The sequence below is a fragment of the Streptomyces sp. CMB-StM0423 genome (genome assembly GCF_002847285.1).
Classification (GTDB): domain Bacteria; phylum Actinomycetota; class Actinomycetes; order Streptomycetales; family Streptomycetaceae; genus Streptomyces.
The window spans coordinates 2,761,975-2,784,518 of record NZ_CP025407.1 but is presented as its reverse complement, the minus strand read 5'-3'; the positions used below and the strand labels follow the sequence as shown (position 1 = coordinate 2,784,518).

Annotated in this window: 19 protein-coding genes; 10 read left to right on the top strand and 9 right to left on the bottom strand. The window is 74.4% G+C overall.

What is annotated here, in order from left to right:
* The first annotated feature begins 12 nt into the window (after positions 1-12).
* Genes CXR04_RS11775 through CXR04_RS11760 form a run of 4 tightly spaced genes read left to right on the top strand, consistent with a single transcriptional unit; the run spans position 13 to position 3,868 of the window.
* Positions 13-1,017, top strand: coding sequence for an ABC transporter ATP-binding protein (locus CXR04_RS11775; RefSeq protein WP_101421795.1), 1,005 nt, complete (start codon positions 13-15; stop codon positions 1,015-1,017).
* Complete coding sequence (locus CXR04_RS11770) at positions 1,014-2,063, top strand: oligopeptide/dipeptide ABC transporter ATP-binding protein (RefSeq protein ID WP_101421794.1); 1,050 nt, start codon at positions 1,014-1,016, stop codon at positions 2,061-2,063. The genes CXR04_RS11775 and CXR04_RS11770 overlap by 4 nt, the downstream gene beginning before the upstream one ends.
* On the top strand, positions 2,060-3,544 hold the full coding sequence (locus CXR04_RS11765) for an aldehyde dehydrogenase (protein WP_101421793.1): 1,485 nt from the start codon (positions 2,060-2,062) through the stop codon (positions 3,542-3,544). Before CXR04_RS11770 ends, CXR04_RS11765 begins: the two co-directional genes overlap by 4 nt.
* A 33-nt stretch (positions 3,545-3,577) precedes the next feature.
* Positions 3,578-3,868, top strand: a complete 291-nt coding sequence (locus CXR04_RS11760; RefSeq protein WP_101421792.1) for a muconolactone Delta-isomerase — start codon at positions 3,578-3,580, stop codon at positions 3,866-3,868.
* A 3-nt stretch (positions 3,869-3,871) separates the two neighbouring features.
* Here CXR04_RS11760 and CXR04_RS11755 read toward each other — a convergent pair whose 3' ends face one another.
* The 5 genes from CXR04_RS11755 to CXR04_RS11735 all read right to left on the bottom strand — a co-directional run bounded on the left by CXR04_RS11755 (position 3,872) and on the right by CXR04_RS11735 (position 10,220).
* Positions 3,872-4,120, bottom strand: a complete 249-nt coding sequence (locus CXR04_RS11755) for a DUF397 domain-containing protein (RefSeq protein ID WP_101421791.1) — start codon at positions 4,118-4,120, stop codon at positions 3,872-3,874.
* Positions 4,117-4,971: a helix-turn-helix domain-containing protein gene (locus CXR04_RS11750; RefSeq protein ID WP_101426321.1), complete on the bottom strand. Its 855-nt coding sequence runs from the start codon at positions 4,969-4,971 to the stop codon at positions 4,117-4,119. The genes CXR04_RS11755 and CXR04_RS11750 overlap by 4 nt, the downstream gene beginning before the upstream one ends.
* Positions 4,972-5,103: 132 nt before the next feature.
* Positions 5,104-6,771, bottom strand: a complete 1,668-nt coding sequence (locus CXR04_RS11745) for an ABC-F family ATP-binding cassette domain-containing protein (protein WP_101421790.1) — start codon at positions 6,769-6,771, stop codon at positions 5,104-5,106.
* 183 nt (positions 6,772-6,954) lie between these two features.
* Positions 6,955-9,369, bottom strand: coding sequence for an ABC transporter permease (locus CXR04_RS11740; protein ID WP_101421789.1), 2,415 nt, complete (start codon positions 9,367-9,369; stop codon positions 6,955-6,957).
* Between the two features lie 14 nt (positions 9,370-9,383).
* Positions 9,384-10,220 (bottom strand): ABC transporter ATP-binding protein, encoded by an 837-nt coding sequence (locus CXR04_RS11735; RefSeq protein WP_101421788.1) that lies wholly within the window; start codon positions 10,218-10,220, stop codon positions 9,384-9,386.
* Between the two features lie 447 nt (positions 10,221-10,667).
* On the opposite strand from CXR04_RS11735, the gene CXR04_RS11730 reads away from it, so the two are divergent.
* The 3 genes from CXR04_RS11730 (at position 10,668) to CXR04_RS11720 (ending at position 14,075) form a co-directional block, all read left to right on the top strand.
* Positions 10,668-12,242: a histidine kinase gene (locus CXR04_RS11730; RefSeq protein ID WP_442802452.1), complete on the top strand. Its 1,575-nt coding sequence runs from the start codon at positions 10,668-10,670 to the stop codon at positions 12,240-12,242.
* Between the two features lie 67 nt (positions 12,243-12,309).
* The gene (locus CXR04_RS11725) at positions 12,310-12,768 is read left to right on the top strand and encodes an RrF2 family transcriptional regulator (RefSeq protein ID WP_101426320.1); all 459 of its coding nucleotides are present in this window, start codon (positions 12,310-12,312) and stop codon (positions 12,766-12,768) included.
* Between the two features lie 80 nt (positions 12,769-12,848).
* A complete protein-coding gene (locus tag CXR04_RS11720) occupies positions 12,849-14,075 on the top strand; it encodes a hypothetical protein (RefSeq protein WP_101421787.1) in 1,227 nt (408 codons plus the stop codon).
* A 145-nt stretch (positions 14,076-14,220) separates the two neighbouring features.
* Here the strand turns inward: CXR04_RS11720 and CXR04_RS11715 are convergent, their stop codons facing one another.
* Entirely contained in the window at positions 14,221-15,072 is an 852-nt protein-coding gene (locus CXR04_RS11715) for an NAD(P)H-binding protein (protein WP_101421786.1), read from the bottom strand.
* Between the two features lie 187 nt (positions 15,073-15,259).
* On the opposite strand from CXR04_RS11715, the gene CXR04_RS11710 reads away from it, so the two are divergent.
* On the top strand, positions 15,260-16,105 hold the full coding sequence (locus CXR04_RS11710; protein ID WP_101421785.1) for an ABC transporter ATP-binding protein: 846 nt from the start codon (positions 15,260-15,262) through the stop codon (positions 16,103-16,105).
* 3 nt (positions 16,106-16,108) lie between these two features.
* Positions 16,109-17,443, top strand: a complete 1,335-nt coding sequence (locus CXR04_RS11705) for an ABC transporter permease (RefSeq protein WP_101421784.1) — start codon at positions 16,109-16,111, stop codon at positions 17,441-17,443.
* A 156-nt stretch (positions 17,444-17,599) separates the two neighbouring features.
* Here the strand turns inward: CXR04_RS11705 and CXR04_RS11700 are convergent, their stop codons facing one another.
* The 3 genes from CXR04_RS11700 to CXR04_RS11690 form a co-directional block, all read right to left on the bottom strand.
* The gene (locus tag CXR04_RS11700) at positions 17,600-18,361 is read right to left on the bottom strand and encodes a MerR family transcriptional regulator (protein ID WP_101421783.1); all 762 of its coding nucleotides are present in this window, start codon (positions 18,359-18,361) and stop codon (positions 17,600-17,602) included.
* Between the two features lie 97 nt (positions 18,362-18,458).
* Positions 18,459-19,226 carry a PIG-L deacetylase family protein gene (locus tag CXR04_RS11695; protein ID WP_101421782.1) on the bottom strand — a complete coding sequence of 256 codons (768 nt, stop codon included), beginning with the start codon at positions 19,224-19,226 and terminating at the stop codon, positions 18,459-18,461.
* 172 nt (positions 19,227-19,398) lie between these two features.
* Positions 19,399-20,787 carry a glycoside hydrolase family 18 protein gene (locus CXR04_RS11690; RefSeq protein WP_199850443.1) on the bottom strand — a complete coding sequence of 463 codons (1,389 nt, stop codon included), beginning with the start codon at positions 20,785-20,787 and terminating at the stop codon, positions 19,399-19,401.
* Between the two features lie 181 nt (positions 20,788-20,968).
* Here CXR04_RS11690 and mgtE point away from each other — a divergent pair, with 181 nt between their 5' ends.
* Positions 20,969-22,303 (top strand): magnesium transporter, encoded by a 1,335-nt coding sequence (mgtE, locus tag CXR04_RS11685; RefSeq protein WP_101421780.1) that lies wholly within the window; start codon positions 20,969-20,971, stop codon positions 22,301-22,303.
* Positions 22,304-22,544 lie beyond the last annotated feature (241 nt).

Here is a 22,544-nt window from a genome sequence, read left to right as displayed (position 1 = left end):
GGAGGCACCACCGTGAACGTGCTGGACGTAGCGCATCTCGAAGTCACCCACCCGGGCCACGGCCACGACTCCTGGCTGACCACCGTCCGCGACGTCTCCTTCCGCGTCGCCGCCGGCGAGTCGCTGGGCGTCGTCGGCGAGTCCGGGAGCGGCAAGAGCCAGACGATGCTGGCGGTCCTGGGCATGCTGGGGCGGGGCGGCGCCCGGGTCTCGGGCCGGGTGGAGTTCGACGGCACGGACCTCACCGCGCTCAGCCAGAAGCAGTTGCGCGCGGTCCGCGGCTCCGGCATCGGGCTCGTCTCGCAGGACGCCCTGTCCGCGCTCAACCCCGCCATGACCATCGGCAAGCAGATGGCCGAGCCGCTGATCCGCTACGACGGCCACAACCGCAGGTCCGCCGCCGACCGGTGCACCGAACTGCTCCAGCTCGTCGGCATCCCCGCGGCCCGCGAACGGTTGCGCGCGTATCCGCACCAGCTCTCCGGCGGCATGCGCCAGCGCGTGCTGATCGCCATGGCGATCAGCCGCGAACCCAAGCTGCTCATCGCCGACGAGCCGACCACCGCGCTCGACGTCTCCATCCAGTCCCAGGTGCTGCGGCTCATCGACCGGCTGCGCCGGGAGCTGGACATGGCGCTGGTGCTCATCACCCACGACCTGGGCGTCGTCGCCGGGGTCACGGACCGGATCGCCGTGATGTACGGCGGGATGATCGTCGAAACGGCGTCGACCGCCGAGCTGTTCGACGCGCCGGGCCACCCGTACACGCGGGCCCTGATGCAGTCCGTACCGCGGATGGACCGGAAGCCCGGCGACCGGCTCCCCGCCATCCCGGGACTGCCGCCGCACCCGTCGGCGCCGCCGCCCGGGTGCGCGTTCCAGCCGCGCTGCGCGCTGGCGCGGTCGGAGTGCGGGGACGGTGTCCCCGTGCTGGCGCAGCCGGAGCCGGTACGCGCCGGGCACCTGGTGCGCTGTCCCGTCAACGTCCCCGTACCGACCGGAGGAGCCGGCTCATGACCGCCTCGGACACCGCGCCGCCCGCCGCCGTCGTGACGGATCTGCGGGTGGACTTCCCCGTACGCACCGGGCTGCTGCGGCGCGTCACCGGCACGACCCACGCCGTCGCCGGCGTCTCCTTCACCGTCCCGGCGCGCAGCATCGTCAGCCTCGTCGGTGAGTCCGGCAGCGGCAAGACCACCACGGGCCGCGCCCTGCTCGGCCTGTCGCCCGTCACCTCCGGCAGCGTGCGGCTGCACGGCCGGGAACTGGGCGAGCTGCGCCGCGACCGGGCGCTGCCGCGGGTGGCGCAGATCGTCTACCAGGACCCGTACGCGAGCCTCAACCCGCGGATGACGCTGCGCACCATGCTCCGCGAAGTCCTCACCGTGCACCGCACGGTGGACCCGGGCGGCGTCTCCGGACGGGTCGCCGAACTCCTCGACCAGGTGGGCCTGCGCACGCAGTTGGCCGGCCGCTATCCGCACGAACTGTCCGGCGGGCAGCGGCAGCGGGCGGCGATCGCGCGGGCGCTGGCCGTGGAGCCGCGGTTCATCGTCTGCGACGAGATCGTCTCGGCGCTCGACGTGAGCATCCAGGGCCAGATCCTCAATCTCATCCAGGACCTGCGCCGGGAGCGGGACGTCAGCTTCCTGTTCATCTCGCACGACATGGGGGTGGTCCGGCACCTCTCCGACCACGTCGTCGTGATGTACGGCGGGAAGGTGATGGAGAGCGCGCCGTGCGCCGAACTGTTCGCGGCGCCCCGGCACCCGTACACGCGGGCGCTGCTGCGCGCGGTGCCGGTGCCGGACCCGCGGGCGGCGGGCGTACGGGACGACGACGGCACACCGGCCGACGGCCCGCGGGCCGAACCACCGGACCCGTCGGCCCCACCGCCCGGCTGCCGCTTCCAGGCGTCCTGCCCCTTCGCCACCGCCGAGTGCCGGGAGGGCGACTCCCCGCCGCCCGCCGCCGTCTCGGCGACCGGCCACATCGTTTCCTGCCATCACCACGACACCCCGGCCGTGCGCGCCGCCCTCGCCGAAAGGACCCCCGCACCATGACCCCCGCCACCCCGGCCGCCGCCGAGTACACCTCCCACACGGAGGGCGCCCGGCGCGCGCCCGCGGGCACGTCCGTACCGCTGACCGACCCGGCGACCGGCCGCGTCTGGGCGGCTGCCCGGCTCGACCAGGACGCCGTGGACGACGCGGTGCGCGGCGCCGCCGCGGCGTTCCGCGAAGGACCGTGGGGCACGCTGCCCGCGCACGCCCGTGCCGACCTCCTCCACCGGCTCGGCGACGTGATCGTGGACCACGCCGACGAACTCGCCCGGCTGGAGACCCTGGCGAACGGCAAGCCGCTGGCGGCCACCCGCGGCGAGGTGCGGGCGCTGGCGCGTTGGTACCGCTACTTCGCCGCCGCGGCCGAGACCCTCGACGACCGCCACCGCACGCTCGGCGCCACGACGGACGCGCTGATCCGGCAGGAGCCGCTGGGCGTCGTCGCGGCCTTCACGCCGTTCAACGGCGCCCTGTCGCTGGGCTCGTGGAAGCTGGCCCCGGCACTCGCCGCGGGCAACACCGTCATCCTCAAGCCGCCGCCGCAGGCCCCGGCCTCGTCCGTACGGCTGGCGGAACTGGCCCTCGACGCCGGGCTGCCGCCGGGCGTCGTCAGCGTCGTCATCGGCGGCGCGGAGGAGGGCGGGCGGCTGGTGGCGCACCCGGACGTGGCGATGGTGACGTTCACCGGCAGCACCGCGGTCGCCCGCACCCTCGGGGCGCGCGCGGCGGGCCTGATGAAGCGCTACGTCTGCGAGGCCGGCGGCAAGTCCGCCCACATCGTCTTCGCCGACGCCGACCTGGACGCCGCCGTGACCGCCGCCCGCCAGGGCGCGTTCTCGGCCGCGGGCCAGACGTGCGTCGCGGGCTCGCGGATCCTCGTACAGCGCGAGGTGTACGAGGAGTTCCTGAGCGGGTACGCGGCGGCGGTGCGGCGGCTGCGGGTGGGCGACCCGGCGGACCCGGCGACGCACGTGGGCCCGGTGGCGTCGGCGGCGCAGTTGGAGCGGATCGCGGGGTACGTGGACGAGGCGCTGGCGGGCGGCGCCCGCGCGGTGACGGGCGGGCGGCGGGCGCCGGTGTCACCGGACTTCAAGGAGGGCTACTGGTACGAGCCGACCGTCCTCGTCGACACCGCCCCCGACGCGGCCGTCTGCCGCGAGGAGGTCTTCGGCCCGGTGGTCACCGTCCACCCCTTCGACACCGACGACGAGGCCGTCGAGATCGCCAACTCCGTCGAATACGGCCTGGCCGCCGGCCTCTGGACCCGGGACCCCGCCCGCGCCCACCGCACATCCCGTCGGCTCCAGGCGGGCGTGGTCTGGGTCAACACGTACCGCCTGCTGCACTGGAGCGTCCCCTTCGGCGGCTACAAGCAGTCCGGCATCGGCCGCGAGAACGGCGTCGAGGCGGTCGCCGAATTCCTTCAGACCAAGTCCGTGGTCACCGAATACGGCACCCCGGCGGACCCGTTCGGCGCCTGACGCCATCCCCGTACGAGACGACAGGAGAGCCCCTTGGAATTCCTCATCAACATACGCATCACCTGGCCCGAGGGCATGGACCCGGAGCACAAGGACTCCGTCTCCCAGGCCGAACGCCGCCGTGCGGCGGAACTCGCCGCTGCGGGCCACCTGGTCCGCATGTGGCGGGTCCCGGGCCGCACGGACAACTGGGGCCTGTGGCGCGCGGCGGACCCCACGGAGATGCACGCGATCATCTCGTCGCTGCCGGTGTGGCCGTGGATGGACGTGACGGTCCACGCCCTGGCGGTCCACCCGGTGGACCCGAAGGCGGCGGAGGTGTAGGGGTCAGAGCTGGCGGCGGGCGAAGGCGACGAAGTCGGCCCAGGCGTCGGGGGAGAAGGTGAGCTGGGGGCCGGTCTTGTCCTTGGAGTCACGGACGTGAACGGCGGAGGGGCAGGCGGCGACCTCGACGCAGTCGCCGTCGCCGCCGCTGCTGTGGCTGGACTTGCGCCAGGAGACGGCGACTTCGATGCAGTCGCCGTCGGGGCTGCTGCTGTAGCTCGACTTGAACCAGGCCAGGTCACGGGTGCTCATAGGGCTCCTCGCATCTGCAGCAAGAGGCTCACGGAATCCTCGGAGGTGAGAGCCTGCGCACACATCCTGGCATACCGCTGCTGAAGCACGCTGATCTCTTTGAGGTCGGAGATGAACAGCCCACCGCGTTGGGCCTCGCTGTAGGCGTACCAGCGGTTCTCCGGAGTCTCCAGTAGTTGCATCGGGCCCGCCAGTCCGGCGTGTGTCTCGCGCACTTGGGGCATGATCTGGAGCTCAACGTTCGGCAACCCTGCGATCTCCAGAAGGTGGTCGATCAGCCCTCGGGTGACCTCCACCCCGCCCAATCGGCGCAGAAGCAGGTGCTCCTCCAGGATGAAGCTGAACGCCGTGTTCACCCGCTCCCGCAGAAGACTCTGCCGCTCCGCCCGTGCTTCCCATTGGTCCTCGATCTGTGCTGCGCTCAGGGGCGGCAACTGGTTCCTGAACGACGCGCGCGCATACGCTTCTGTCTGAAGCAGGCCGGGAATCACGCGGCTCTCGTACGTGTACAGCGTGATCGCCTCCCTCTCCAGCCTCGCCCACTCCCGGAACCACCGCGCCAGCCCAGGCCGTCGCGCCAGATGCGGTACCGACCTCCGCAGCGCCCCCGTGTTCCCCAGCACCGGCTCCGCCCGCTCCACGAAGTCCGGCGGCGGCATCCGCCGACCGCCCTCGATCGACGCCACCGTGTGCTTCGAGTACCGCACGCGCTCCCCGAGCTGCTCCCGGTTCAACCCCGCGTGTTCTCGCAGCGCCTGGACCACCGCGCCGAACGTCCGCATGCTGTCCGACGACTCCGGCTCGCTCCCGCAGCCATCGCCACCACCCGTCTCCTTCGTACCATCGGCCATCCCGGCCACCTCTCGCGCACCTGCCCCGTACCTCACACCCAACGCACCTATGCTCACGGACAGTTATGAGTACTGTCCACCCTCCGTGCGCGTACGCTCGCGCAGCGTACGCGCACAGAGGGTGGCGCCGCGTCACTCCTGCTGCGGCCCGGCCAGCTCCAGGCGGGGCCAGTCGGCCAGGTCGGCGAGCAACTGCCGGTCGTGGGTGGCGACCACGACCGCGCAGGGCGTGGTCGTCAGGGCCCGGGTCAGCTCGTCGACCAGGGAGGCCGACAGGTGGTTGGTCAACTCGTCCAGCATGAGCAGGTCGGGCTGTTCGGCCAGGCACATCGCCAGGTGCAGGCGCCGCTGCTGGCCCTGGGACATGCGGCCCACCGGCGTACGAAGTGCTGTCGCGTCCAGCAGGCCCAGCCCGCTGAGCGAGGGCCCGGTCCCTTTCAGCCCCCGGGACCGGAGCCGGTCCACGTGTGCCTCGTACGCCCGGTACGCGGTGTGCTCCGGGTTCCAGGCGGGGACCTCCTGGGACAGCAGGACCACCCGCGCGTCGTGGTGGACGTGCAGGCTGCCCCCGGTGGGGAGTAGCTGCCCGGCCAGCACGCCCAAGAGGGTGGACTTGCCCGCCCCGTTGGGGCCGGTCAGCAGCAGCCGGTCGCCGCCGCTGATCGTCACCTCGACCGGCTGGTGCAGGCGGCCGGTGACCGTGAGGTCCTGCCCGTGCAGGACCGGGCGTCCGGCCCGGGTGGGCAGGTCCGGGAAGGACAGGCTCCGGGGCGGCTCGGGGACGGTGATGCGGTGCCGTTCGAGGTCTTCCACGCGCCTGTTGAAGGTCTGCACGACCCCGGCGGCGCGCGTTGCGCGCTGGTGTTTTCCTGTTCCCTTGTCCGGGCGCCAGCCGGTCTGGAGGCGTCCGCGGGCCTCCTCGGCGGCCCGGGTGAGCTGGGCGTGTTCGGCCTGCTGGGCGGCGTACTCCTGCTCCCACCGCTCCCGCTCGCGGCGACGGCCCCCGACCCAGCCGTCGTACCCGCCCGCGTACAGGCGACCACGACCGTCCCGGCTCGGGTCCAGGTCCAGGAAGGCCGTGGCGACCGCGCGCAGCAGCGCCCGGTCGTGGCTGACCACGGCCACGCCCCCGGCGCGCTCGCGCAGGCTGCGTTCCAGGAAGCCCAGGGCTGCTGCGTCCAGGTGGTTGGTGGGTTCGTCCAGCAGCAGCAGATCGGTGGTCGAGCCCAGCACGACCGCCAGGCGCACGCGGTAGCGCTGCCCGACCGACAGGGTCGCCAGGCGCCGGTCGCGGTCGGTGCAGGCCCCAAGTCCTTCCAGGGCGACGTCGACGCGCCGCTCGGCGTCCCAGGCGTCCAGCGCGGTGGCGATCTCCAGGGCCTGCGCGTAGGCGTCGTCCGCGCCGGGCGCACCCTGGGCAAGTGCCTCGGTCGCGGTGTCCAGCAGGTCCAGGGCGGTCAGGGAGTCCCCGACCGCTTCTTTCACCAGGTCGCCCACCGTGCGTTCGTCCTCGACGTGCAGGGTCTGCTCGACGAGCGCCAGGGTTCCCGTACGAGCGACCGTGCCCGCGTCGGGCGTCAGCGTGCCGGCCAGGACGTGCAGCAGGGTCGTCTTGCCCCGTCCGTTCTCGCCGACGACGGCCAGCCGGGAACCGGCCGAGACCGTGACGTCGGCGCCGGACAGGACCGTGCGCTCGCCCAGGCGGACCGCGATCCCCTCGGCGCGCACGTGTGCGGCGGCGCCGGCGGGAAGGTCCCGGGACAGGGCGGAGAAGGGGGAAGAGGAATCAGTACGAAGCATGCGTGTTCTCTCAGCTCGTCATGGAGCCGGGCACCACGCGGGGGCCGCCCGGCAGAAGGCCAGGACGGCGGGCGAGAGATCAACCGGGTTCCGCCGCCGTCAGCGGCGGAACCAGGGCTTCATACAGAAAGACATGCCCCCAGAGTACGGGCGGGCCCGAGCGGGAGCGAATCAAATTACCCCTCACTCCGAGCGCAGCGCGGTTGCCGTGCGCGTGGCGGCGGCCCAGGTGGCGGGGAGCAGCGCGCCCGCGGTGGCGATCGCGAGGCCCGCCAGGGCCAGCAGGACCAGGTGCGCGGGCGGGTAGATCTCGACCAGGGCGTCCGGGATATTCGTGCCGACCGAGCGGCCCATCTCCGGGACCACGTAGTGGTGCAGTGCCACGCCCAGCGGGACGCCCGCCGCGCCTGCCGCCAGGCCGATGCCCGCGACCGAGGTGAGGACCATCGCGACCGTCTGCCGCGGGCTCATGCCCAGGGCCTTGAACACGCCCAGGTCGTGGACCCGTTCGCGGGTGTCGAGGACCACGGTGTTGAGGACGCCCAGGCAGGCCACCGCCACCAGCATCGCCGTCAGCATCGCGATGAGGGCCTGCATGGCGACGAGCACGGGGGAGTCCCCGTTGTGCGCCACGGCCATCGCCTCCGCGCCCAGCGGCTCCAGGGTCGCGTTGAGCGCCTTGACGTACGCGCCGCGGTCCGTGCCCGGGGCCAGGTCCACCACGTACTCGTCCGGCTCCCACTTCGGGACCAGGCCGGAGACGGAGGCGTGCGCGGTGCGTACGGCCAGGCCCTCGTCGTTGAGGTCGAAGACCTCGCCGACGATGCGGAGTTCGGCGGTGCGGTCGCCGTCCCGCAGGGTGACGGTGTCGCCGATGGCGGTGTTCGTGGCCTGGAGGAAGCGCGCCGGGGCCACCGCCTCGCCGGGTGCGGTGAACCAGCGGCCCGCCGCCATGCGGTAGCCGTCGGCGGGTGCCTTGCCGCGGTACGTGACCAGCGGCACGGCGCCCTTGCGGCCGGAGACGCCGACCTCGGTCCGGGCGGTGGCGAAGTGGTGTGCCGTCTCCGGGTGGGCCTCGATCGCCGCGGTGATCTCCGCGGGGGAGGCGCCGGAGGCGGGTCCGGCGGCCGGAGCCGGGGGCTGCGGGGGCGCGCCCGGGTCGCCTTCCGTGCCGCCGGGGGCGCCCGGTGTCCCCGGGGCGCCCGCCCCGGGCGGCGGCATCATCCGGTGCACCGTCACGTCCCCCGCCTCGTCCGGCGTCCCCTCCCGCTCCAGCGCCAGCAGCGACGTCCCAAGACCCACCGCGAACGTCACCGTCAGCGCCCCGAACGTCACCGCCGCCGCCATCGTCGCCGACCGCGCGGGCCGGGCGAACGGGCCCGCCAGGCCCAGCACCACCGCCCGCGGCAGCGGCAGCCGGCCCAGCGCCTGCCGCACCCGGCGCCCCCGCGCCGCCCGCGGCGTGCGGCCGACGCTGAGCGCCGCCGTCGTATGCAGCCGGGCCGCGCGCAGCGCCGGGCCCAGGGCCGTCGCCGCGACCAGGGCGAGGACCGCGGCCGGCACCGCGAGCGAGACCCACAGCGGGATGAGGACCCGCCCCGTGCCGTACGCGCTGGCGACCTCGTTCATCAGCGGCACGGACAGCGCGTTGCCCACTCCCGCGCCCAGCGCCGCGCCCGCCGCCGCCGGGATCGCCGCCTGCGCGATGTACGCCCGCGCGACCTGCGACGGCGTGAAGCCCAGCGACTTCAGCACCCCGATCCGCCGCGTCGCCGCGCCCACCGCGCCGCTGACGACGATGCTCACGATCAGCACCGACATCGCCAGCCCCAGCAGCGCGAAGGCGGTGACGAAGGGGATGAAGGCGGCGGTGTCCTCGTTCGCGGCCTGCTTGACGTCGAGGTACGACTGAGACCCCGTCAGCGCCCCCGCGGGGGCGGCCGCCGCCACCGCCTTGCGCGCCGACGCGACCTCGCCGCGCGTGTCCGCGTCGGTCAGCCGGTACAGCATCTGGCGGTCGGGACGGGCGCCTTCGGCGCTGAGTTCGCCGAGCTGCGCCGGTACGACCCAGCCGTCCGCGCTCTCGCCCACCGACTCGGCGATCCCGACGACCGTGAGCACCGGCCCGTCCGCCACCCCGTCCGCCTCCACCTGCGCGCCGAGCGCCATGTCCATCGACCGCGCGCCCGACTCGATCACGATCTCGCCGGGCGCCCGCACCCAGCGGCCCTCCGTGACGTCCAGGTCGTCCACGTCACCGCCCGCCGACTTCCGCCCCGCCACCGTCAGCGGCGGCGACTTGGCCCCCTCGGGCGCGGTGGTGACGCGCAGCCGCAGCGAGGTGATTCCGTACGGGCCCGAGGCCGCGGTGACGCCTTCGGCACCGGCGGTGGCGCGTACCTGCGCGGCCGTCGCCTTCGCGGCGTCGAACTCCCCGGTGAGATGGGCGCCGTGCTGCCGGGCGAAGGCGTTGTCGAACGGCGCCCGGGAGGCGACGAGCAGCCCGGTCGCGAGCACGGCCGCGGCGACGGTGAGCACCGTGGTCAGCACCATCACGGTGGTCTGCACGCGCCGCCGGCCCACCCCGGCGCGCACCACCCGGCCCAGGGCGCTCACCGGGCGGCCCGGGGGGAGTCGCCCTGCGCGGCGGAGATGCCGTACGGAGTCCCCGTACCGCTGACCGTGCCGCTGCCCGTACCGCCGCCGTCTCCGCCGCTGTCCCTCTCGTCGGCCGCGCTGTCCCGCGCGATCCGCCCGTCCACCAGTTCCACCGTCCGTGTCGCGCACGACTCCGCCAGCGCCAGGTCGTGCGTGACCAGCACGATCGTCTGCCCGTCCGCGTGCAAGTCCCGCAGCAGCTCGCGGACTTCCGCCCCCGACGCGGTGTCCAGCGCACCCGTGGGCTCGTCGGCGAGCAGCAGCGACGGGCGGTTCATCAGCGCCCGCGCCACCGCCACGCGCTGCCGCTCCCCGCCCGACAGCCGCCCGGGGTACGCGCGGGCGTGCCGCTCGATGCCGAGGTACGCCAGCAGCTCCGCGGCCCGCGCGGCGGCGCGGGCGCGGGGTATCCCGGCCAACTGGGCCGGGAGCAGCACGTTGTCGGCCACGGTCAGGTCGTCGAGCAGGTTGAAGAACTGGAAGACCATCCCGACCGACGCCCTGCGGTACTTCGCCGACGCGCTCTCGCTCAGCCCGTCCACGCGCAGCCCGTCGACGGTGACGGTGCCGGAGTCGGGCCGGTCCAGGCCCGCGATGAGGTTGAGCAGCGTCGACTTGCCGCTGCCGGACGGGCCGAGGACGGCGAGCGCCTGCCCGGTGCGTACGGCGAGGGTCACGTCGTCCAGCGCGGGCGGGCCCTCGTCGTACGTCCTGCTGACCCCGCGCAGGTCGATCAGTACCCCGGAACTGTGGTCGCTCCCGGTGCGGGCGGTGTGCGGTGGTGCGGTCATGGCGCGGGTCCTCCCCGGCTCGGCGGTCGGCGTGCGGCAGCAGACGCTAAGTGCGGCGGGGGCGCGGGCACGTCGGCCGCGGTGCGGAAGGTCCGTACCGCATCCGGCCGACGGCGGACGGCGTCATCCGCGCGAGGTAGGCGCGGGGTGGAGGCGGGGTGGGCCCCGCGGTGGATCCGGCGGCGGCGGGCGGGTTGGCACACTGAGGCGGTGACGTGGGCGGGCGGGGCCATCGGCCGGTACGGGCGCGGGGCCGGACGTGCGGTGGGGCGGGCGCGCGGGTGGTTCGTGCGCCGGGGCACGGGCCGGGAGGCGCCGGCGTACGAGAACGGCGGCGTGGGACGGCCGGCGAGCGGCGGGGCGGGTGAACGACGGCCGGTCAGCGGCCCGGTAACGGACCCGGGCGACCCGGCGGGCCGCGGGACGGCCCCCGGGCCCCGGCGCGCGGTGGCCCGGACGCTGCGCCGCGCCGCGAGCCGCGCGGCCGGCGGCGGATCCCGCCGGCCCGCCGCAGGCGGGGTCGCGCCGCCGCGGCCGTCCCGGTGGGTCTGGACCGCGGACGTCGCTCTCGCCCTCGTGCTGTCCGTCGGCACCGTCGTCGCCGACCTCGACCGCTCCTTCTACGAGCCGCGCGGCGACGGCCCGCAGCAGGTCGCCCCGCGACCCCCGCTGCCCGGCCTGCCGGGGGTGCCGGAGCCCGGTTCGCCGCTGTTTCCTGAGCCCGGTTCCCCGCAGGTGCCGGAGCCCGGCTCGTCGCTCATTCCGGAGCCCGGTTCGCGGGGAGTGCCTGAGCCTGGCCCGCAGGGGCCGGAAGAGCCGCCTCGCGAGGAGGAGTACCTGCCGCCACCCGTCATCGAGCACGTGCTCCCGCCCGTCCAGGGCTGGGAGTTGGTGCTCGGCGCGCTGACCGCCGTCCCGCTGGTCGTACGGCGCCGCTACCCGCTTGCCGCGCTCTGGGCGGTGCTCGGCGCGGCCGTCGCGTTCCACCTGGGCGAAGTCGCCCGCGGCGCGACGGCGTTCGCCTTCGCCGCCGGGGTGGTCGCGGCGTACAGCGCGGTGATGTACAGCCCGTACCGCAGGAGCGCGCTGGTGAGCCTCGTCGCCGGGGTGCCGCTGTTCGCGGTGGCGGGGGTGGTGCCGGAGGTGGGGCGCGGGTTCCTGCCGCTGCTGGTGCTGCTGCCGATCGGGCTGGCCGCCAACGCGATCCACACGTGGCAGCAGCGCGTACGCGCCCTCCAGGAGCAGCAGGCGGCGGCGACGCGGCTGGCGGTGGACCAGGAGCGGTCGCGGATCGCACGCGAACTGCACGATGTCGTCACGCACAACGTCAGCATGATGACGATCCAGGCGGGGGCGGCGCGCAAGGTGCTGGACACGTCGCCGGAGCAGGCGCGGGAGGCGATGCGCGCGGTGGAGGCCGGCGGGCGGGCGGCGATGGCGGAGCTGCGGCACGTGATGGGGCTGCTGACGATGGCGGCGGCGGACCCGGCGGCCGGCCCGGCGACCGCTTCCGATGCGGCGGCGTACGGCAGCACCGCCCGCGACGCGGACGGCGTCCCCGATCCGGCGCCCGTCGCGGGCAATCCCGCACTCGCCGTCGACCTCGCCCCCCAGCCAGGACTCGGCCAACTCGCCGCCCTCGCCGGGCGCGTACGCGACACCGGCGTCCCCGTCGAACTCTCCGTGACCGGCACCCCCGAGGCCCCGCTGCCCGCGGGCGTCGACCTCGCCGCGTACCGCGTCGTGCAGGAGGCGCTGACGAACGCCGTCAAACACGCCGCCGGCGCCTCGGTCGCCGTCTGTGTGGCGCACGCCCCCGGCGAGTTGCGCGTCGAGGTGACCGACACCGGCGGCCCGCCCGCCGCCCGCGCCGCGGCGGGCAGCGGCCGCGGGCTCATCGGGCTGCGCGAACGCCTCGCGGTCTACGGCGGTACGCTCCACGCCGCCCCGCGCCCCCGCGGCGGCTACCGCGTCCGCGCCCTGATCCCGCTCCAGGACCGGCCGCCCGGCACGCACACCTGACGCACCGGCGGGGTGACGCGCATGCCCCTGGCAGAGCCGGGGGCGCCATGCAGACATAATGACCGGCATGCGGATCTCGGCACGAGCAGACTACGCGGTGCGCGCGGCACTGGAGCTGGCGGCGGCGACGGAGGACGCCCCGGTCAAGGCGGAGGCCATCGCGGACGCGCAGGGCATTCCGCACAAGTTCCTGGAGAGCATCCTCGGCGACATGCGCCGCGGCCGGCTGGTCGTCAGCCAGCGCGGCGGCCGCGGCGGCTACCGCCTCGCCGCGCCCGCCGACGAGATCACCATCGCCGACGTCATACGAGTCGTGGAGGGCCCGCTGGTCTCCGTGCGCGGCGCCCGGCCGCCGGAGCTGTCGTACGTGGGGCCCGCGGAGTCGCTGCTGCCGCTGTGGATCGCGCTGCGCGTGAACGTGCGCAAGATCCTGGGGGAGGTCACGCTCGCGGACGTGGCGTCGGCACGGCTGCCGGGGTACGTGCACGAGCTGGCGGAGGACCCCGACGCGTGGACGAACCCCTGAGGGCGTAGCGCACGCGCCGCGCGCCGTGCGACAGTGGCGGTCGCGTCTCCCCCCACGGACACCCGACTCCGAGGAGAGACGTGCCCGAGAACCGGCACATAGGCAGGCGAGCGCTGCTCGCGGGCGCGGCCGCGGGCGGCATCGCCGCCGTGATCCCGCAGCAGGCGGCCGCACGGGGCCGCCGCGTCGTGGCCCGCCCGCTGGCCAACCCCGGCGGCTCGCTGCCGATGACGCTCCTGTCGTACGTCCACCCCTCCGGCCGGGCCGTGGGCCGCGCGCTGGGCCCGGACGGCGAGGAGGTGCAGGCGGCGTGGCACGGCTTGCGGGTACGGCGGCCGCGCGCGCTGCACGCCTCCGGTTCGTACACCCTCCAGGGGGTCAACGGGCACGGCGCGCTGGTCGGTTACCACTTCCTGCCGGACGAGAACCGCACCCAGGCGGTCGTCTGGGGCCGCGGGGGCACGCCGCGGCGGGTGCTGGCGGGCGACGACTACCGCGCGTGGGGCACGCACATCGACGACCGCGGCCGGGTGCTCGTGCAGACCCAGACGGAGTTCCAGGCCGACCCCGAACTCCCGCCGCGCGGCGGCCTGTACGTCCTGCGCCCCGCCACCGCCGCCGCTCCGGTACGCATCACGCCCCCGGACCCGGAGGCGGTCAACGCCGCCCCCGACGCGCTCGGCGCGGGCGGTCACGTCATCGCGGGACAGGTGCGCTTCATGGCCTGGTCGCGGGATCCGTTCCTCTGGCACGCGGGCAGGGTCACCGAACTCACCCGGCTCACCGGTGCGTACCGCCCGGTCTTCGGCGCGGGCGTCAACGCCCGCGGCGTGGTGGCCGGTTCCGCGGAGGGCGACACGGGGGAGTGGCGGGCGTTCGTCTGGGACGGCGAGCGGCTGACGGACTTCACCCGCTTCGACGGCGGCGCCAGCAGCGTCCCCCTCGACGGCCGCTTCCTCAACACCCGCGGCGAGGTCATCGGCCGCAGCACGGCCACCGACGGCCCGTTCCTCTGGTCCCCCCGCCGCGGCCTCAAGCCCCTCCCCACCCTCCCGGCAGCCCTCTACGGCACCACGGCCACGGCTCTCAACGACCGCGGCGACGCGGCCGGCCACTGCTTCACGGAGGAGGGCCAGCGCGCGGTCTACTGGCGCCACGGCCGCATCGTCGACCTGGGCCTCCCCCCGGGCGCGGTGGAAAGCGAGGCAAGCTGGCTCACGACCACCGGCGAAGCCCTCGGCACCGCCCAGTTCCCCGACCCCGAGGGCGGCACGGTAACCCGCGCCTACCGCTGGACGGTCCACTGACCCCGCCCGCCGACGGCCCGTGGACCGTCGTGGGCCGGTCGGGCGGGCGGCTCGTCCCGGGTCGTGAACTTCGCGAACTCCTCGACGCCGCACGCCGGTCGGGCGGTCCGCACGTCGACACCGTCGACGCCGCGCGCTGACGGCCTCAGCCGCCGAAGTCCGCCGCGTGGTCCCTCGCCCACTCCGCGAACGTGCGGGCCTTGTGGCCCGTCACCTCCGCCACCGTGTGCGTCACCGGCTCCGGGTGCTTCACCAGCTCGGCGTGGGCCTCCAGGATTCCGTCCGCGAACGACGGGGGCAGGCCCGCCGCCACGTACGCCTTGCGGGCCACCTCCGGCGGGGACTCCTCGAAGCGGATGTCGCGGCCCAGGGCCTCGCCGATCGTGCGGACCTGCTCGGCCTGCGTGAGGACTTCGGGGCCCGTCAGGTGGTACGTCGCCCCGGCGTGGCCCTCGTGCGTCAGGGCGCGGAGGCCGACCGCGGCGATGTCGGCCTCGTGGATGAGCGAGCGGCCCGCCTCGCCGTACGGGGCGTGCACCACGTCGCCCGCGCGGATCTGGTCCGCCCAGTGCAGGGTGTTGGCGGCGAAGCCGCCGGGGCGGAGCAGGGTCCACTCCAGGGGCGAGGCGCGCAGCAGGCGCTCGATGGCGGTGTGGAAGCCGAGGATGCCGTCGGGCTCCTCCTCGGGGTCGTCGGCCGCGCCCCAGGCGGAGACGTAGGCGATACGCCGTACGCCCCCGGCCACCGCCGCCTCCAGGACGGCCGGGGCGGTGTCGGCGGTGGGCAGCGGCCAGACGAGGAAGACCGCCGAGACGCCCGCGAAGGCCGGGCCCAGCGTCGCCGGGTCCGCGAGGTCCCCGCGTACGACCTCCACCCCCGCCGGGAAGTCCGCGCGGGCCGGGTCACGCACCAGGGCGCGTACCGGCAGGCCCGCCCAGTTCGCCTGCGCAACGGCCTGACCTCCTACTCGTCCCGTGGCTCCGGTCACCAGGATCATGGTCGCTCCCTCTCGTCGGTGGCTCCGCAAGCCTCCAACTTCAACCGCACTTCAGGTCAAGGCGACCCCCCATGGTGCACGTAACACCACCCCCCATTGGGGTCGTGCGCCCAGTGCCCGCGCCCGTCACCGTCCGTAGCTTCGTAGTCAGGCACAGGGAGTGCCGCACCAACGAGGGGTGAAGACGATGTTCGGACGCAAGGAGCGCCGCGGCACCGCCGGGGAGCACGTCGCCGGCGGCGCGCCGCACGAGGCGCTGCGGCTGGTCAAGGTGACCAAGGTCTACGGGACCGGGGGCGCCGAGGAGGCCGCCGTCACCGCGCTCGACGGGGTGACGCTGAGCCTGCCGGCCGGGTCCTTCACCGCCGTGATGGGGCCCTCCGGATCCGGGAAGTCGACGCTGCTGCAGTGCGCCGCGGGCCTGGACCGGCCCGACAGCGGCGTGGTGATGGTCGACGGCGCGGAGATGACCGGGGGCAGCGAGACGGAGCTGACGAAGTTCCGCCGCGAGCGGATCGGGTTCGTCTTCCAGCAGTACAACCTGCTGCCCACCCTGAACGTCGCGCAGAACGTCGTGCTGCCGCTCAAGCTCGCCGGCCGCCGCGTCGACCGCGCCCGGGTCCGCGAGGTGCTGGCCCGCGTCGGCCTCGCCGACCGGATGCGGCACCGGCCCGACCAGCTCTCCGGCGGCCAGCGGCAGCGCGTCGCCATCGCCCGCGCACTCGTCGCCGCGCCGAGCGTGGTCTTCGCCGACGAGCCGACCGGCGCCCTCGACACCCGCAGCGCCCGCGACGTACTGGGCCTGCTCCAGGAGACCGTGCGCGTCGACCGCCGCACCGTGGTGATGGTGACGCACGACCCGGTGGCCGCCTCGTACGCGGACTCCGTCCTCTTCCTCGCCGACGGCCGGCTGGTGGGCCAGATGAACGCCCCGACCGCCGACGCCGTCGCGGAGCGGATGACCCGCCTCGGCGACATGTACGAAGCCGGTGCCCAGCACGACCCGCGCAACTCCGCGCCGATGGGGGTCTGACCGATGTTCTCGCTCGCCATGCGCTCCATCCGGCAGCGGCCCGGCCGCTTCGCCGCGACGCTCCTGTCCGCCTTCCTCGGCGCGACGATCATCATGATGTTCAACTCGCTCCTCGACACCGCGGGCGCCAAGGGCGTCGACGACGTCAGCTCGGAGTCCCTGTCCACGGCCGCCATGGTCGTCGGCGGCTACGGCTCGCTGCTGGTCTTCTTCGCCGTCGCGTCCACCCTCACGGTCGCCGTACGGCAGCGCACCACCGAGATCGACCTGCTGCGCTCCACCGGCGCGACGCCCGCGCAGATCACCAGGATGATCGTCGGCGAGGCGGCGGTGGTCGGCCTCGCCGGGTCGCTGCTGGCGATCGTGCCCGGCATGCTCGGCGGCCGGATCCTGCTCGACATGTTCCAGGACAGCGGGCAGGTCGCCGACGACGTCGACCACGCCTTCGGCACCATCGCGCTGATGTCCGGCATCGACATCACGCTGCTGGCGTCGGTCGGCGCCGCGTTCCTCGCGGTGCGCCGGGCCACCAAGGCGCGCGAGCAGCACGCCCCGCGCCGCCGGCTGCGCACCTGGGGCGGCTATGCCGCGCTGGGCCTGGGCGCGGCGCTGTGCCTGACCGGGTTCGCCATGGGCGACGCGGGCCCCGAGGCCATGGCGCCGCCGGCGTACGGGGCGATCCTGCTGTCGGTCGGCTTCGCGGCCTTCTCGCCGGCGCTGCTCGGCGGGCTGCTGCGGCTCACCGGCGGGCTCCTGACGGCGTTCGGCGGCGGCAGCGGCTACCTGACGGTGCACGGACTGCGGCAGCGGGCCGCGCAGTTGTCCGGGGTGCTGATGCCGATGGTCCTCTTCGTGGGCATCTCGGTCGCGACGCTGTACATGCAGTCCGTCGAGAACGACCGCATCGAGGCCGCCGGGCTGACGCAGTCGGTGGACGACAAGAACCTGGAGACCCTGAACTTCGTCGTCGTCGGGATCATCGCGGTCTTCGCCTGCGTGATGCTGATCAACACGCTGTACGCGGCGACCTCGTACCGCAGCCGCGAGTTCGGCCAGCAGCGGCTGGCGGGGGCGACCCCCGGCCAGGTGCTGGCGGGCGTCGGCCTGGAGGGGCTGCTGCTGACGGTGACCGGGGTGTTCTTCGGGACCGTCGCGGCGGTGGCCGGGATCGTGCCCTTCACGGTGGCCCGCACGGACGACGTGCTGCCCTCGGCGGGGTACGGGATCTGGCTGGCGGTCGTGGGGGTGGCCGCGGTGGCGACGATGGTCACCGCGCTGGGCACCACCCGGCGGGTGCTGCGGACGCCGGCGGTCGAGACGGTCGCGCTGGCGGCATGAGGGGGCGCACGGAAGGGCCCGCCGACGGGGTCGGCGGGCCCTTCGGCGTGGGTACGGGCCGGGCGGAACGGGCTTACGGCGTACGGGCGTCAGGCCCGCGGCGGCCGCGGTGCACCCGCGGCGTACGGGAGTTGCCCCGGCTCCGGCCCGGCACCCCTACTCCAGCTCGCGCTCCGCGTACACGCGCATCGCGTCCCGTACGAACATCGCCGTCCCCTCCCCGTGCGCGTCGTAATGCGCGCCGAACCGCGGGTCGTCCACGTACATCCGGCCCACCCCCGCGAACGCCTCCGCGGACGGCCCCCGCCCCTGCCAGCCGGCGCTGATCCACTCGTACTGCCGCCGCGCGATCTCCTGCGCCCGGGCGCCGTCCGGCGCCTCGCCCGCGGCGTGCGCCGCGGCGAAGTCGCGGGCGATGTCCTGCTGGCGGCGCTGGAAGTCGCTCTTCTGCTCCTCGCTCAGCGCGCGCCACCACCGGTCGCTCCGCTCGTACGCCGCCTTCCCCCAGCGCTCCGTGACCTCCTCCTCGTACCGGGTGTGGTCGAACCCGTCGAGCACCTCTTCCGCCATGAGCGGCTCCCCTTCCGTCAGCTTCCGCAATGTGGTCCTCACCGACGCGATCTGCCGCCCGATGCGCCGCCGCTCCTGCTCCAGTAGTTGCAGGTGCGTGGCGAGCGCGGCCGCGGTGTCCTGCGGGCCGCCGCCGGCGTCGAGTACCTCGGCGATGGCCGGGAGGCCGAGGCCGAGTTCGCGGAGCAGCAGGATGCGCTGCAGCCGGACCAGGGCGTGCTCGTCGTAGTAGCGGTAGCCGTTGGCCGCCACGCGGCTGGGGCGGAGCAGCCCCACGTCGCCGTAGTGGCGCAGGGTGCGGCTCGTGGTGCCCGCGGTGCGCGCGATCTCCTGGATGGACCACTCCATGGCGGTGCAAGCTCCTCGGTCCGCAGTGCCCGGCCGGCCGGATGGCCGGCCTGCCGGTCGGTGAGCTTTCACCGTAGAAGTTGACGTAACGTCAAGGTCAATCGTCGAAGCTGTGCGGCACCAGCTCGAAGCCCACGGCGAGGTCGGTGCCGCGGAGCCTGCCGGTCTCGGCGAGCATCTCCCCGATGAGCTTGCGGGCGTATGCGCGGGGGTTCTCCTCGCCCAGCCCGACGATGTACGCGTGGTGCTCGGCCAGCGACGCGACGGCCCTGTCCCTGGCGTTCTCGGTGACCTCCTCGGCGTGCGTGGGGTAGGGGGAGCCGGCGACGGCGGTCCAGCGGACGCCGCCCCACGGCAGGAGGCCCTGCTCCAGCAGCTCGGGGAAGATCCAGCGGTTGCCGGCGTCGCCGACGGCGTCCAGCACACCGCGGCCGACGGCCCGGTGGTCGGGGGTGTTGCGGGGGGCGCCGGGGCCCGCTCCCCAGGTGTCGTGGTGGTTGATCGTGAGGATCAGCTCGGGGCGGTGCCGGCGGATCGCGGCGGCGAGGTCGCGGCGCAGCGGCAGGCCCTCCTCGATGACGCCGTCGCGGTGGTCGAGGAATTCCAGCGCGGTCACGCCCACGACCGCGGAGCTGGCCCGCTGCTCCTCCTCCCGCACCCGGGCGCACTCGCCGGGCTCCATCCCGTCGATCCCGGCCTCGCCGCGGCTGGCGAGCACGTACGCGACCTGCTTGCCGGCGTCGGTCCACTTCGACACCGCGGCGGCGGTGCCGTACTCCAGGTCGTCGGGGTGGGCGACGATCGCGAGGGCCCGGTGCCAGTCGTCGGGGAGGGGCGCGAGGGACGGGTGAGCGCTGTCTGTCATGCCGCCATGGTCACATGACGCGGTGTCACGTCCCCGCCCCCCGGCGGGTTCCGCGGCGGAACGAGCCGGGCGCACGGCGAAGAGGCCGACGGTACGGAGAAGACGGCAGAGAGAAGGGGACGGCGAAGAGGCGGTGCCGGGCCCGGACCCGGCACCGCCTCGTCGGGGCGGGTCAGTCCAGACCGCGGTCCAGGACCCGGTACAGCTCGCCGTCGTCGTCGCCGTCCAGCGACCAGACCATCGCGCCGCCCAGGTTGCGGTCGTCGATGTACTCGGCCTTCTGGGCGATGACCTTCGGGTCGTCGTACGTCCAGAACGTGCTGCCGTCGAAGAGCCAGGCGTGGCCGCTCTTCTTGTCGCGGTAGACCTCGTACTTGCCCGAAGCCGCGAACTCCTTCAGCACCTTGTAGTCCTCGAAGCCCGCCTCCCAGGTGCCGGGCGCGGCGCCCGCGGCGGGCTGGTTGAAGCCGGTGCCGCCGCCTTCGACGCCCTTCCAGCCGCGGCCGTAGAACGGGATGCCGAGGACCAGTTTGTCCCGCGGTGCACCGCGCAGCAGCCAGTCGTCGACGACCTGCTGGAGGCTGTCGTCGGGGGAGTGGATGGCGGACTGCTGGTTGGTGTTCTTCTCCCAGGCGCCGTGCAGGTCGTAGCCCTGGAGGGTGGCGTAGTCCAGCTTGGGGAAGAGCTTGCGGGTCTCGTAGCCCGCGTCCATGGCGTTGGCGTTCGCCGGCAGGAACGCGGTCAGCAGCAGGTGCCGGCCGCGGCCCTCGCGCGAGCGCTCCACCTGGTCGAGCTGCCGGCGGAACTCGGCGACGACCGCGGTGAAGTTCTCCTTGTCCTCGGGGCGGTAGACGGTGTCGACGTCACCGGGGTAGTTCGGCCACTCCCAGTCCAGGTCGATGCCGTCGAAGACGCCCGCCGCGCTGCCGGGGCCGCCGCGCCCGTCGACCCGCGGCAGGTTGCCCTTGATGAACAGGTCGATGCAGGAGGACACGAACTCCCTGCGCGACTCGGGCGTGCGGACCGCGTCCGAGAAGTACGTGGACCAGGCCCAGCCGCCGAGCGACATCATGACCTTCAGGTCCGGGTACGTGGCCTTCAGCTCCCGGATCTGGTTGAAGTTGCCCGCGAGCCGCTGCCGCGGCGAGTCGGCGCGGCCGTCGACGGACTCGGCGGCGGTCATCGTCCGCCGGTAGTCGGTGAAGGCGTCGCCCTCGCCCGGGATGTCGTCCTCGAAGCACTTGCCGTCCGGGCTGACGTTGCCGAAGGCGTAGTTGAGGTGGGTCAGCCGCGCGGCGGTGCCGCTGGTGGCGAGGTCCTTGACGAGGAAGCCGCGGTCCCTGGCACCCCACTGGGTGAAGTAGCCGACGCGCCGGGCCTCGTCCCGGCCGCCGCGGCCGCCCTGGTCGTCGTCGCCGTGCTGCCCTGCGGCGGCGGGGGCTTGGCGCGGGGCCTCTTCGGGGGTCGCGGCGGTGGCGCCGGCCGTGGTGAGGCCGGGGGTGACCAGGAGGGACAGCGCACAGCCGGCCACGGCCAGGCGGCGCACGAGTCTTCGGTGCATGGAAACCCTCTTCTCGGGAGATCGCGCTTCTCTCGGGTGCGCCGAACGCTATTGGCCTAGACCAATAGGGGTCAAGGGTTCGTACGGTACGGCGCACCCGGCCGCACGCCGCTGCTCAGCGCGATAATCGCCACGTTCTAGGGTGAAGCCGGACAGCGGCCCGAGCGGAGGGAGTACGGGCATGACCGCGGACACCGACCTCGGCACCCTCCTCGACGGCAACGACGTCGCCGGGCTCCAGGAATGGCTCGCCGACCACCCCCCGCACGTCGTCGCCGACGAACTCGCCCGCGCCGACGAGGTCACCGCCGTCTTCTGCTTCCGGCTGCTGGAGAAGGACCGCGCCGTCGAGGTCTTCGAGGAACTGGGCGCCGGCGACCAGCAGAAGATCCTCGAAGGGCTGCGCGACCGGACCTTCCGGCACGTTGTCGAGGAGATGGACCCCGACGACCGCGCCCGCCTCCTCGGCGAGGCGCCCGCCAACTTCACCCAGCGCGTGCTGGCGGGACTCAGCCCCCGCGAACGCGCCCTGACCGCCCCGCTGCTCGGCTACGAACAGGACGCCGTCGGCCGGTACATGTCGCCGGAGCTGGTGCGGCTGAAGGAGCAGTCCACCGTCGCCGAGGCGCTGGAACGGGTGCGCGCGCAGGGCCCGGACGCCGAGACCGTCTACACGCTGCCCGTCGTCGACGACCGCAGGCACCTGGTGGGCGTCGTCTCCCTGCGGGAGGTGGTGCTGGCCCCGCCGGGGCGGCCGCTCATCGAGCTGGTGGACACCGAGTTCCCGCGGGTCTACGCCACCGACAACGCCGAGACTGCCGCCCGCCTCATGCAGGAGGCGAACCTCCTCGGCCTGCCCGTCGTGGACAGCGAGGACCGGGTCGTCGGCATCCTCACAGTCGACGACGCCATCGAGCTGATCGAGGAGGCGGACACCGAGGACGTGGCCCGGCAGGCCGGCGCGGAACCCATCGAGGGACACTACCTGTCGGTCGGGGTCTTCCGGCTCGCCCGCGCGCGCATCATCTGGCTGTTCCTGCTGATCCTCGCCGCCACCCTCACTGCCGGCGTACTCCAGGCGTTCGAAGGGGAACTGGAGGCGGTGACCGCGCTGGCCGTCTTCATCCCGCTGCTCGTCGGCACCGGCGGCAACGTCGGCGCCCAGGCCGCGACCGGCGCGGTGCGCGCCATCGCGGTCGGCGAGCTGCGCCCCGGCGACGTGGCCCGGGTGGCGTGGCGGGAGTGCCGGGTGGGGTTCCTGCTGGGCGTGGGGCTCGGCATCGTGGGCATGGTGCTGGCGACGATCATGACGGACGGCCGGATCGCGCTGACCGTGTCGCTGTCCCTGATCCTGATCTGCGCGTGGGCGGCGTCGGTCGGCTCCGTGATGCCGCTGCTGGCCAAGCAGTTGGGGATCGACCCGGCGGTGATCTCGGCCCCGCTGGTGACCACGCTGGTCGACGCCACGGGGCTGGTGATCTACTTCCTCCTCGCCCGCGTGATCCTCGGCCTGTGAGGGGTGCCCGAGGGGCGCTGCGGGCGGGGTGCGAGCGGGCCGCGGGCGCCGCGGGCGGGCCCGTGAGGCGCGCCGCGAGCGTGCGGGCGTACGCCCCGGGCACCCCGCGCACACCCGCCGGCGAACGCACTCCGTAAAGCTCTCCCCCGGGGTTGCGGGCCCCGGGCGCAGGTTGCCAAGCTTTCGCGCGTGTTCAGGCCGGAACGGCGCAGGCCGGGGATGGCCCGGGGCCCGGACGGCG